This window comes from Streptococcus sanguinis (assembly GCA_013378335.1).
In the GTDB taxonomy this organism is placed as follows: Bacteria; Bacillota; Bacilli; order Lactobacillales; family Streptococcaceae; genus Streptococcus; species Streptococcus sanguinis_I.
In genome coordinates this window covers 34,720-47,790 of record CP040556.1, presented here as the reverse complement: position 1 = coordinate 47,790, position 13,071 = coordinate 34,720, and the positions used below count along the sequence as shown (strand labels likewise).

Here is a 13,071-nt window from a genome sequence, read left to right as displayed (position 1 = left end):
AATACATTTGATTTACAAAGCCTTGCTTCCGATGTCTGTTCGGTAAAAGAGGCCTGTGGTGTCTTGTTTTTTAAGTTGGTCGTAGATTTTTTTCTGCGCAGCTGAGACGGTATCTGCTGTGGTGACCAGCATGTACACTCGGCCACCATTCGACAGCAGTGCTCTACTATTTTCCGCAAACTTAGCCCCAGCATAGTAGGTGATGATGTCGCCTTCGGTTTTTGCTGGCAATTCGACACCCTTTTCATAATCTAGCGGGTAGCCATTTGATGCGACAACCACGCCAAGGGTCACGCCCTCAGCCAGCCAAGTGATAGCAGGCTCTTTCTTGTCCAAAATGTCCGTGATGTTCTGCGCAAAATCAGACGTAAGGCGCGGCAGGATAATCTGGGTCTCTGGGTCGCCAAAGCGCGAGTTGAACTCGATAACCTTGGGGCCATCGGCTGTCAAAATCAGCCCAGCGTAGAGCACGCCAAGATAAGGTCGGCCCTCAGCAATCATGCCTTTGAGAACCGGCTTGATAATCGTCTCAACCGACTGAACCACCACGCTTTGTGGCAGGTGAGGCACTGGCGCATAAGCTCCCATACCACCTGTATTGGGACCCTTGTCCCCATCGTAGGCCCGCTTATGGTCCTGGGCCGTCGGCAGGATGTAAAACTTATCGCCATTGACAAAGGCAAAGAGAGAGAACTCCTCACCTTCAAGAAATTCCTCGATGACCACGCGCGCACCGCTGTCGCCGAACTTATTATCCAAGAGCATATCGTGAGCTGCTTCGACCGCCTGCTCCACAGTCTCCGCTACGACCACACCCTTGCCCAGAGCTAGGCCGTCCGCCTTGACCACGATAGGCGCCCCTTGCTTTTCGATGTAGGATTTGGCTTCCTCAAAGTCGGAAAATGTGCCATAGGTTGCTGTCGGAACACCGTATTTAACCATAATTTCCTTGGCAAAATCCTTGGACCACTCCAGCTCCGCTGCTAAACGAGATGGACCGAAAGCCTTGAGCCCAGCTTGGTTAAAATCATCTACAATCCCAGCTGCCAGGGCATCATCCGGACCGATAAAGGACCAAGCAACATCATTCTCCTTGGCAAATTCGATTAGTTTAGAATGTTCGGAAATTCCAATATTTACTAAATCCAACCCATCCAAGGTCATGCCATCATTTCCAGGAGCGACAAACACCTGCTCCACACCCTGAGACTCTAACAATTTCTTGGCAATCGCATGCTCACGACCGCCTGAACCAACAACTAAAAGCTTCATAGCCAAGATACCTCAATATCCAATATCACAGGCGCTTACGCACCAAACTAACACATCACGTAAAAATCATTCTATTTTTACGAATTATTTATCTAAATTATATCACAATCGTTCGTTTTATTCCATTCTAATGAGAAAAAGAATATCTCTTCTATATGATTGCCGTAGTTATTGTTGTCTTCAGCCTTCCCCTTTTAGAATGGATTGTACCTAATTTAGAAAAAAATATTCAGGGCTTGTCAAATTTACTATCATTTTCAAACAAGTTTTCCGAATAATACAGGTGGGCCCATCCAAAACCATTCTCACAAAGGAGTTTTATGAAGAAATATCAAAAACTGTTTTTATTATCTGGAGCTGTCCTAGGTCTCTTTGCGAACCACTCAACAGTTCATGCGGTTGAATCGCCTGAATCTGAAGTCAAAATTCTAGGCCCCACTGATCGTGCCAGCAATGTCGATGTGACTGTGAACGATCGTACAGCCTCTATTAGTTATACCCGTTCCCAAGCTCAAGAACCTTATCTTATTGCTCATGCTGTTTGGTCTGAAGAAAACGGACAAGATGATTTGAAATGGTATGATACACCACAAACGCCCATCACTGACATTGACTTAAGCAACCATCCAGGATATGGTACGTTTCATGTTCATACCTATATACGGATAGGAGAGCGCTTGGTAGCTCTAAATGCCACTACCTTTCATGTAGATAAACCAGCTAGTAAAACGAATGCATCCGTCTCAGGAGGTACAGGGCGCATTAGTTTTTCCCGCAACAAAGACCAAACTCACTCAAAGATTGTCCATGCTGTCTGGTCAGAGGAAAAAGGCAGCGACGACCTTCAGTGGTATGACGCAGGAGAAGAATCAACTGAGTTTAATCTATCCAAACATCGTAGTTATGGACGATACTTCGTTGACACTTACGAAAATGTAAACGGAAAAATGATTTTCCTATCTGGTACTACGTTCCATCTTGAAAATCCGAAACCGATAATCGAAACCAGCTTCCCTCAAACCGGTATCATGGAAATTACGGTCAAAAACGTACCTGATACCATGCATCGAATTGTTCTTCCAACTTGGTCTGATAAGAAAGGGCAAGATGATCTACAATGGTACGAAGCAAGCAAAAATCCGGATGGCAGCTACAGCGCTCGGGTGGAACTCAGAAAGCATAACTACGACACTGGGACTTACAATATCCACCTTTACGGCCAAAGCTATGTTCAACCGGAATCAACTGGTATAACAGGAACGACAGTTGAAATTGACAGCTTAAAATTACCTTCGGACGAGGAACAGAAACCTCTTTTTACGGTGGAAAATATCAACCCCAAACAAGGGACCTACACCGTGAAAACTACCGAAACTAGCTTATCTAAACCTATAAAGTCTGTCCAAGTTCCCATTTGGAGCACTAGCAATCAGAGTAATCTTAAATGGTATAAGGCAACGCCTAACGGAGACGGAACCTTCAGTGCGACCTTTGATATCCGCAATCATCAGGCTTTGTCTGGGACCTATAATAATCACATCTATATCACTTACAATGATGGTAGCGAACACAACTACGCAGCAGATTCTGTCTCAATGTCTACCGACCAAATTCAAGCCAAGGTTGCAGTTAGGAAAACTGAGGCTAATCGCTATGAGGTGACCGTGACAGACGCCTACGGAGATGGCGATATTGTTCTGCCAACTTGGTCAGAAGTCAATGGGCAAGATGATATCAAATGGTATACCGCCAATAAGGCCGGCAATGGAACTTACAAATTTACCGTGGATACTCAGAATCACAAGGGGAGCGGTCTATTTAACACCCATGTCTATCGTAAAAAAGCGGGGCAACTGACTGGTCTGACTGGAACTAGCTATCAGGTTGAGAAATCAAGCGTTCAATCAGCTAATATTCAGCCTAACTATGCCGCTGCTAATGCGACAACTTATCCTGTCGGCCAATGCACTTGGGGAGCTAAAGCTCTAGCTCCTTGGGCAGGAAATTACTGGGGCAACGGCGGTCAATGGGCAGCTAGTGCCAGAAGAGCTGGATTCCGTACCGGCAGTAGGCCTGAGGTTGGCGCCATCGCCTGCTGGGATGACGGTGGCTACGGCCACGTTGGTGTCGTGACTCATGTCGAATCCAATACCCGCATCCAGATCCAAGAGTCTAACTACCTCGGCAAGCAGTACATCAGCAACTTCCGTGGCTGGTTTGACCCAACTGCTTCCTACTGGGGCCGCCTGACCTATATCTACCCTAAATAAGCCGCTTTCGCATTCCTCAAAACCACTTCAAACCAGTGCTTTGAGCAGACTACTCCTGCTTAGTTTATTCATGAATTTCATTGAGTATAAGTCTACTCAAAAATCCTCGGCTCAACCCGAGGATTTTTTATATTTCTTAATGCCTAAAATGCCGTACGCCAGTGAATATCATAGTCAGGCCATGCTTGTCAGCTGCGATAATAGACTCCTCATCACGGACAGATCCACCCGGCTGGATGATGGCTTTGATACCAGCCGCTGCGATTTCTTCGATATTGTCCGCAAATGGGAAGAAAGCATCAGAAGCCAGAGCGGCACCGTCAAGGCGATCTTTGGCTTGCTCAATAGCAATCTTGACAGAAGCCACGCGGTTGGTTTGACCGGGACCGACTCCCAGCACCTGACGGTCATTGGTAATGATGATACCGTTGGATTTGACATATTTGACGGACTTCCAAGCAAATTCCAAAGCCACACGCTCCTGCTCGTTCGGCTGGCGCTTGGTCACGACCTGCCAATCAGCTGGATTTTCCTCGATAACATCTTGATTTTGCACAAGGAGACCACCCAGAACACCAGTCACTTCCTTCTCAGCTCCAGAAGCTGCCTGCGCATCAAAAGCCAACTCCAAAATCCGCAGATTTTTCTTTTTATTGGTCAAAATCGCTAGCGCTTCTGCCGTGTAGCTCGGTGCGATGATGATTTCCAGAAAAACACCGTGCATCTTCTCAGCCGTCGCAGCATCCACCTGACGGTTGAGGACGACAATCCCACCAAAAATAGAAACCGGATCAGACTCATAAGCATAGTCCCAGGCAGTCTCAATATCGTCCGCCTGACCAATGCCACAAGGATTCATGTGTTTTAGTGCCACAACAGTTGGCCGATCCTTAAAATCTCGAATAATCCGAATGGCCGCATCCGCATCACGAATGTTATTGAAAGACAACTCTTTTCCATTCAACTGCTTAGCGGAAGCGATGGAATAGTCCAGTGGCAAAGCAGTCTGATAGAAATCAGCATCCTGCTGGGGATTTTCCCCGTAGCGCATGGGCTGCTTGAGTTCATAGGTCAAGGTCAGCTTTTCAGGCTTACTTTCGCCCACCTGAGCCGTGAAGTAGTCTGCAATTAAAGCATCGTAAGCGGCTGTGTGACGGAAAACCTTGGCTGCTAAGCGTTGCCGCGTTTCATAGGTCGTTTGGCCATTTGCTGCCAACTCTTCCAGAACAAGAGCATAATCAGCCGGATCTACAACAACCGTCACGCTGGCATGATTTTTAGCCGCAGAGCGCAGCATAGAGGGCCCACCGATGTCAATATTTTCCACCGCGTCCGCATACTCCACACCCGGCTTGAGAATGGTTTCCTTAAAAGGATAGAGATTCACCACGACCAGGTCAATGAGCTCAATCTGATTGTCCTTGGCCGCTTGTAGGTGGCTATCTAAATCCCGACGAGCCAAGAGACCGCCGTGAATGTTGGGATGGAGGGTCTTGACACGGCCATCCATCATCTCTGGAAAACCAGTTACATCATCAATGGCAATGGTGCCCACTCCAGCACTATCAAGGGCCACCTTGGTACCACCGGTTGAGATGATATCCCAGCCCAGAGCTTTCAGCTCTTTCGCAAATTCTACAATGCCTGTCTTGTCTGAGACACTGATCAAGGCGCGTTTAGTCATGTTTTCTCCTTTATTCTTCAATATTTATTGGTTAAAACTACTTATTATAAAATTGCTTTTTTAATTCTTCATAGTAATAAATTAGATCAGAAAGATTTTCAGACTTATCTAAAATTTTATAATTCCTTTTTGAAATAGGAATTGCTCCTTTTTCCCAATATGTACGTGTTACTTCTTGTCCGTTAAAAGATAAATCTTTAATTTTCTTCAACTCTCGTTTATGTGTTTCACATTTCAATAAATAATATTGCTTGAAATTATAAGTGTCCTTTACAATTAGATACTTTATTGTCTCATCATCATTTGAACTATCAAATTCAGAGACTACATTATATCGCAAATTTGAAAATTTTAAATGCGATTCAATATCTTTATATTTTATGACAAACAAAGATCGTACTACGATAAGACAAAGAACTAAATAATTTATATTCCAAAGAAAATTTATCAAACTTTCTTCACTAACTTTTCTTATTAGCACATAGTTATTCTCTATGGAAAAATTTCCCGGTTTAATAATAAAAAGAATAAAAACGTAAACAACATACCAACTTGTTGACAACTTAATTAATAAATTAAATAATCTATTTACTGCACTTACTGGATTCCAGGATTCAGTATATCCATTTACATACTCTATATCTTTTGGAAGTAGATTAAAAACAGGAGTTTTCTCAAACAAGAATAAAATGAGAACCATTACTATAATCACGAAAATATATATTGTTAAAATTCTATCGTAAAATATAGATAAAATCTCTAATAGCAATATGAAAATATTCTTCAGTACAGAATTACTAATAACAAGATCTGAAAGTAGTTGATCTTTATTTAAATAAATTAATACATTTAGTACTATGAACAATATATAATTTATCGGTATCCTAGTATATTCTTCAGTAACTTTTTTTAGCTTTGACCAGCTATCAACAACATTCTCCATCACTACTGCCCTACTCCCAACTCTTTCAGCACTTGAGGATAAAGCTGATACTCGGCGGCATGGATGCGCTCTTCAAAACTTTCCAGCGTGTCTTCAGCTAAACGCGGCACGCGCACTTGCTGGATAATCTTACCAGTGTCGACACCCGAATCCACCCAATGAATGGTCACACCACTTTCAGTAACACCAGCTTGCCAAGCATCCTCGATGCCATGAGCCCCTGGAAATTCGGGCAGATAGGCTGGGTGAATATTGATAATACGACCTTCATAGGCGCCAAGCAAGGTCGACCCGACAATTTTCATATAGCCTGCTAGGCAAACCAAGTCAATCTGGTGCTCTTCTAGCAGGTCTACAATAGCTTGCTCGTAAGCCGCCTTACTGTCAAACTCTCTAAGCTCAAAGGCATAGCTTTTGACACTTAGCTTATCCGCCCGCTCGAGCACATAGGCATCGCGATGGTCTGAAAAGACAAATTCAACAGGAAACTGCTCAGCAATCACTTGGAAATTTGATCCATTGCCCGAAGCAAAAACGGCAATTTTTTTCATTTGATAAGGACACTTTCACTTTCTTTTTTGACAATCCGGCCAACTTTATAAACAGGCTCGTCAAGGAGTTCTCTGACACGATTCACATTTTCAGGAGCTACAGCCAAAATCATCCCCAGTCCCATATTGAAGATTTCAAACATTTCTTGGTGCTTGATGTGACCATATTTTTCTAGGGCTTTAAAAATCGGCAAGACTGGAATCTTGTCTTCTTCAATCTCAGCAGCCAAGTCATTGGCAAACATGCGGGGCACATTTTCAATAAAACCACCACCAGTAATATGGGCAATCCCATGAACCAGCTTTTCCTTAATCAGCGGTAGCAAAGCCTTGACGTAGATACGAGTCGGCTCAAGCAACACTTCCTTAAGTTTCTTACCTTCCAATTCTGGTAAGACTTCTTCACCCGTATAGTCCGCAAAAACACGACGAACGAGAGAATAACCATTTGAGTGAATACCGCTGGAAGCCAGCCCCAGAAGGACATCGCCCTCAGTGACTTTAGAGCCGTCAATAATCTCTGACTTTTCAGCAACCCCAACTGCAAAACCAGCCAGGTCATAATCATCTTCACCATACATACCAGGCATTTCAGCGGTTTCTCCACCAATCAAAGCAGCTCCAGACTGGACGCAGCCTTCAGCCACACCGGCAACAACTTGCTCTAGCTTTGCTGGCTCATTTTTCCCAGTGGCAATATAGTCCAGGAAGTAAAGGGGCTCCGCACCTGCAGCGATGATGTCATTGACACACATAGCCACACAGTCCTGCCCAATGGTATCGTGCTTGTCATACTGAATGGCCAGCATGAGCTTGGTTCCGACCCCATCCGTACCAGAAATCAGCACTGGCTCCTTGACCCCAGTCTGAGACAGGTCAAACATGCCGCCAAAGCCACCCAGTGCTCCCATGACACCAGCCCGCTCTGTACGTGCCACATGCTTTTTGATTCGCTCAACAACTTCATAACCTGCTTCAACATCTACACCAGATTGAGCGTATGCATTTTTATTTGTCATAATTTTCTTCCTTACTCTTATTTTTGAAAAAGATTGCGACAACTACCGTTGGCCTTGTTTCAATAAAAACTTGTCTTCTCCTTCAGGCTTTCCAGATAGCGCTCTTCATAATCATAGAGCGGAGTTGGGTACTGACCGTCAAAGTAAGCCACACAAAGCCCGCCATTCGGAGCATCCGTCTCAATACCAACTGATTCAATCAATCCTTCCAGCGACAGATAGGTCAGGCTGTCCGCCCCGATAATCTCACAGACCTCATCAACCGTATGATTGGCCGAGATGAGCTCGCGCCGATTCTGAATATCAATGCCGTAGAAACAAGGATATTTAAGTTCTGGACTACCGATAGCCACATGGACTTCAGCAGCACCTGCATCTCGTAGGAGCTGGACGATGCGTCGGCTAGTCGTTCCCCGCACGATAGAGTCATCCACCATAACCACGCGCTTGCCCTTGACAATACTGGAAACAGCAGATAATTTCATACGAACTCCTTGCTCTCGCAACTCCTGCGTCGGTTGGATAAAAGTCCGTTGGATGTATTGATTTTTAATCAGACCCATTTCATTTGGCAGGCCAGACTCTTCGGAAAAGCCAGAGGCCGCTGACAAGGAAGAATTAGGCACGCCGACAACGATATCCGCCTCATGTTGAAATTCCTGAGCCAGCTTGCGCCCCATTCGTTTGCGAGCTGCATGGACATTGACCCCATGAATAACGCTATCCGGCCGAGCAAAATAGACATATTCCATTGAGCAAATAGCCAGCTGAGTATCTGTCGTATAGCTGTCATAGGTCACGCCTTCATCATCAATAATCACGATTTCCCCTGGCTCAAGGTCACGCACCCATTCAGCACCCACCACTTCAAAAGCACAGGTCTCACTAGAAACGACCCAGGCCCCATTTTTCATGCGGCCAATGGACAAAGGACGAAAGCCGTTAGGATCCAGCGCAGCGTAGAGCTTGTCCTCTCTCATGATGAGATAGGCAAAGCCGCCCTGAACTCGTCTCAAGGATTCCTTGAGCTTGTCTAAGAAATTTTCCTGCTTACTATGGCGAATCAAGTGCATGAGAATTTCCGTATCAGACGAGCTAGCAAAGATGGAACCCCTCTTTTCCAACTCCTGTCTCAGTGAATGGGCATTGGTCAGATTACCATTATGTGCCAAGCCCATCTGCATATCATAGAAACTGAAGAAGAAAGGCTGAACATTATTGATGGAGGCTCCGCCAGACGTTGCATAGCGGACATGGCCGATGGCTGCTTCTCCTGTCAGATTATCCAAATCTGCCGGGTTCTTAAAGACCTCTGCAACCAGTCCCAAATCGCGGTGGCGTTTGAGCTTTCCATGGTCGTTTGACAGGATGCCTGCTCCTTCCTGACCGCGGTGCTGCAGACTATGGAGTCCGAAATAGGTGACCTGAGCCGCCTGTGGATGACCCCAGATTCCAAAAATACCGCACTCTTCATTCAGTGACTTTACTTCGTATGTCATTGTTTTACCTAAATTCTTTTATCTTGTAAAAGGGAGAAAACCTGGCCTAACAGGCCAAGCAGACTCCTTTTTTGATTGCTCGCTCTTGCAAGCCAACTTTATTCATGACTCGCTTGGAAATAACGAACGGCGCTTTCAAACAATTTCTGGTCTTTCTGACCTGGAATATTTTGGAAAAGACCGTCTTCATAACGCTCTGAGTGGCCCATCTTCCCAATGATTTGACCGTTCTTGCTCATAATCCCTTCGATAGCGTAAAGCGAGCCGTTTGGATTATACTTACTATCCATGCTTGGCTTACCATCGAAGTCTACGTACTGACTCCAAATCTGACCATTGTCACGCAGATCAGCAAACTCCTCAGCCGTCACGACAAATTTCCCTTCACCATGTGAAACCGGAATGGCATGGATATCTCCCACTTGCACACCAGCCAGCCAAGGCGAGTTGGTATTGGCAATGCGAGTCTCCACCATCTTGGCCACGTGCTGGTTGGCATCATTGTAAAAGAGAGTTGGACTGCTAGCCCCTGCTTCTTCGAAATTTCCGTAAGGAAGAAGACCAGATTTAACCAGAGCTTGGAAGCCATTACAGATACCAATGATGAGACCGCCGCGAGCGATGAAAACATCAATGGCTTTCTTGACCTTCTCGTTGAGCAAGATGTTGACGATAAACTTAGCTGAGCCATCTGGCTCATCTGCAGCAGAGAAGCCACCTGCAAAGAAGATGATATTTGCCTTGTCAATGTTGTCAACCATACTGTCAACGGACTTGACAATGGCTGCTTCATCCAAAGTAACAAAGGGAACTAGATTGACCTTGGCTCCAACTGCTTCAAAGGCTTTGGCTGAGTCGTATTCTGAGTTAGTTCCAGGGAATACTGGAATATAAACCAGCGGCTCCTCTACTGTCTCTTTGGCTTTAATAACTGTATCAGCGACAAGAGCTGGCACTTCCTCAATAACTGTTTCCTGTTTAAATTCTGTCGGGTAGATAGGCTCTAGTCGGCCTTCAAAGCTTGCCAAAAGCTCTGCTCCCTCAAGCTGGACACCATTGACAATCAGTGTAAAGTCTGGCTTGGTCTGACCGATCTTCACTGCGCCTGGAATATCCTGCTCCGGACTGGTAAAGACAAATCCGCCCAGCTGCGCCTGCAAAACGGAAGGCAAATTAGCAATATCCACTTGGGCACCAATACGATTACCAAAGCTCATCAAGGCCAGACTCTCTGCTAGACCACCGTATTTGACAGCAGCAGCGGCTGTAATCTGATACTTGGCCTGAATGGCCGCAAAATTTTCAAAGTTATTCTTGATTAAGTCAAAGTCAATATCCTGAGATAGGACCTGTCCTGGCAGATAGTAGATAGACTCTCCTGCTGCCTTAAACTCTGGAGACAGGATGCGCCCAGCAGTTGAAGTAGTCACTCCAAAAGCTACCAAGGTCGGCGGTACGGTCAATTCTTCAAAGGTTCCGCTCATGGAATCCTTGCCACCAATAGACGGCAAACCGAGCTGAATCTGGGCTTCAATCGAACCAAGCAGAGCAGAAACCGGCTGTCCAAAACGCTCAGCCTGCTTGTCCATCCGCTCGAAGTATTCCTGATAAGAGAAGCGAGCCTTGGACCAGTCCGAACCAGCAGCAACCAAGCGAGCTGTCGCTTCAATCACTGCATAAGCTGCTCCATGATAAGGTGACCAAGCTGCCACATAAGGATTGTAGCCCTGCGCCATCACAGAGACTGTCTCTGTCTTGCCATGCTCCACTGGCAGTTTCTGAACAGAAGCCTCAGTAGGCGTGATTTGGTAGCGTCCGCCGATAGGATGATTGACAGTAGAGCGGCCAACAGAGCTGTCAAAGATGGTCTGCAGCCCCTTTTGACTGGTATGATTGAGGTCGCTGAGCAAGCTCTTGAGGTTCTGCTCCAAAGTCGCTTCAGAAGTCACAGCTTGCCCCGGCAATGCTGCTTGGGCATCCACAACCTTGGCATCCACAACCACACGCACACCATTGGTGTCCAGAAAATTCCGCTCAATATCGACGATGGTTTCCCCGTTCCAGTGCATGACCAGATTTGGCTTTTCTGTCACTTTGGCCACAACGACTGCCAACAGATTTTCCTTAGCTGCTGCAACGATAAATTGTTCGACATCTTCTGGGCGGACCACCACAGCCATCCGCTCCTGCGATTCAGAAATCGCGATTTCTGTACCGTTAAGTCCTTGGTATTTGAGAGGTACCTTGTCAAGGTCAATTTCCAGCCCATCTGCCAACTCGCCAATAGCCACACAGACACCGCCGGCCCCAAAGTCATTGGATTTCTTGATGAGACGAGTCACATTGCCATCGCGGAAGAGACGCTGAATCTTGCGCTCCTCAATAGCATTTCCTTTTTGTACTTCTGCGCCAGCCGTCTCCACAGACGCAGCTGTCTGCACCTTGGATGAGCCAGTTGCTCCACCGACACCATCACGGCCCGTCTTGCCTCCCAGCAAGATGACCACATCACCTGCTGCTGGTTTTTCACGGACGACGTTTTCCTTAGGAGCCGCACCTACAACCGCACCAAGTTCCATCCGCTTGGCTACAAATCCTGGATGGAAATACTCACGGACATAGGTTGTTGCTAGACCAATTTGATTCCCGTAAGAAGAATAACCGTGCGCTGCAGTTTTTGAAATGACCTGCTGAGGAAGCTTGCCAGCCCGCGTTTCAGCAATCGGCTGAGTAATATCGCCCGCACCAGAAATCCGCATAGCCTGATAAACATAAGAACGGCCAGAAAGCGGATCACGAATGGCTCCTCCGATACAAGTCGCAGCCCCACCAAAGGGCTCAATTTCTGTTGGGTGGTTGTGAGTTTCATTTTTAAACATCAGCAGCCAAGGCTCTTTGACACCATCCACATCCACTTCAATCTCTACTGAGCAGGCATTGATTTCATCAGACACTTCCATGTCATCCAGACGGCCATTGGCTCGCTCGTAGCGACCAAAAATAGTCGCCATATCCATGAGGGTCCGCGGTTTGTCCCCACGCCCCAGCTCATCGCGCATAGCCAAGTATTTATCATAAGTAGCCTGCAGCTGCTTTTCAAACTTAGAAGCTGAAAAATCAATCTTCTTCAACTCCGTCTCAAAGGTCGTATGTCGACAGTGGTCGGACCAGTAAGTGTCCAGAACCTTGAGCTCGGTCTCTGTCGGAAAACGGCCAATCGACTTGAAATAGTCCTGAATAAAGAGCAAATCTGCTACTTCCATAGCTAGACCGTGCTCCTGCTTGTAGGCTTTAAAGTCCGCTTCTGTATAGTCCTTAAAGAAATCCAGAACCGGAATGGTCTTGTCAGACTCGGAGAATTGCTCCAGCTGGATAGACTGCTCAATATCTTTAAAGCGTGAATCAACTGGATTCAGCAAGTATTTCTTGATTGCTGCCAACTCGGTGTCTGAGATGTCTTTATTGACCAAATAAAGCTGAGCGGTCCTCACCAGAACATCTGTCCCAGCGCCGAGCAAAAAGAGGGCCTCCTGAGAGCTGGCTGCCCGCTGGTCAAACTGACCCGGCAGCGCTTCGATGGCAAAAAACGCTGTCTCTGCAAGTGCACCCTCTACTTCCTCTTCCGCCAGCAATCTATCTGTCACCTGCTCGGAGAAAATATGCTTTTCAGCACGATCAACCAAATCTTCTGCCAGATGAAAGACATCATAAACTTGAATCATCCGAAGATCTGACAATGTTTTCAACTGAAGATTGTGTGTCAGCTCTCTCACCAAGCTCTGTGACTTGACACCGAAGTTGCTCTTCTTCTCTACAAAAATACGCTTGTCCAT

General features: G+C 46.2%; 8 protein-coding genes and 1 pseudogene. 1 reads left to right on the top strand and 8 read right to left on the bottom strand.

From position 1 onward, the window contains the following. Window positions 1-12: 12 nt before the first annotated feature. Both purD and FFV08_00290 read right to left on the bottom strand, forming a co-directional pair. Window positions 13-1,272, bottom strand: coding sequence for a phosphoribosylamine--glycine ligase (gene purD, locus FFV08_00295; protein ID QLB51257.1), 1,260 nt, complete (start codon window positions 1,270-1,272; stop codon window positions 13-15). A gap of 92 nt (window positions 1,273-1,364) precedes the next feature. Then, a pseudogene (locus FFV08_00290) lies at window positions 1,365-1,575 on the bottom strand (hypothetical protein). A 17-nt stretch (window positions 1,576-1,592) separates the two neighbouring features. Between FFV08_00290 and FFV08_00285 the strand changes: the two are divergent. Continuing rightward, complete coding sequence (locus tag FFV08_00285; GenBank protein QLB51256.1) at window positions 1,593-3,542, top strand: CHAP domain-containing protein; 1,950 nt, start codon at window positions 1,593-1,595, stop codon at window positions 3,540-3,542. A gap of 136 nt (window positions 3,543-3,678) precedes the next feature. On the opposite strand, the gene purH is transcribed toward FFV08_00285, so the two are convergent. The 6 genes from purH to FFV08_00255 all read right to left on the bottom strand — a co-directional run bounded on the left by purH (window position 3,679) and on the right by FFV08_00255 (window position 13,071). Beyond that, complete coding sequence (purH, locus tag FFV08_00280; GenBank protein QLB51255.1) at window positions 3,679-5,226, bottom strand: bifunctional phosphoribosylaminoimidazolecarboxamide formyltransferase/IMP cyclohydrolase; 1,548 nt, start codon at window positions 5,224-5,226, stop codon at window positions 3,679-3,681. Between the two features lie 37 nt (window positions 5,227-5,263). After that, entirely contained in the window at window positions 5,264-6,172 is a 909-nt protein-coding gene (locus FFV08_00275) for a hypothetical protein (protein QLB51254.1), read from the bottom strand. Next, entirely contained in the window at window positions 6,172-6,720 is a 549-nt protein-coding gene (gene purN / locus FFV08_00270) for a phosphoribosylglycinamide formyltransferase (GenBank protein QLB51253.1), read from the bottom strand. The genes FFV08_00275 and purN overlap by 1 nt, the downstream gene beginning before the upstream one ends. After that, entirely contained in the window at window positions 6,717-7,739 is a 1,023-nt protein-coding gene (locus FFV08_00265) for a phosphoribosylformylglycinamidine cyclo-ligase (GenBank protein ID QLB51252.1), read from the bottom strand. The genes purN and FFV08_00265 overlap by 4 nt, the downstream gene beginning before the upstream one ends. A gap of 59 nt (window positions 7,740-7,798) precedes the next feature. Next, window positions 7,799-9,238 (bottom strand): amidophosphoribosyltransferase, encoded by a 1,440-nt coding sequence (locus tag FFV08_00260; GenBank protein ID QLB51251.1) that lies wholly within the window; start codon window positions 9,236-9,238, stop codon window positions 7,799-7,801. A 98-nt stretch (window positions 9,239-9,336) separates the two neighbouring features. Further along, window positions 9,337-13,071, bottom strand: a complete 3,735-nt coding sequence (locus FFV08_00255) for a phosphoribosylformylglycinamidine synthase (GenBank protein QLB51250.1) — start codon at window positions 13,069-13,071, stop codon at window positions 9,337-9,339.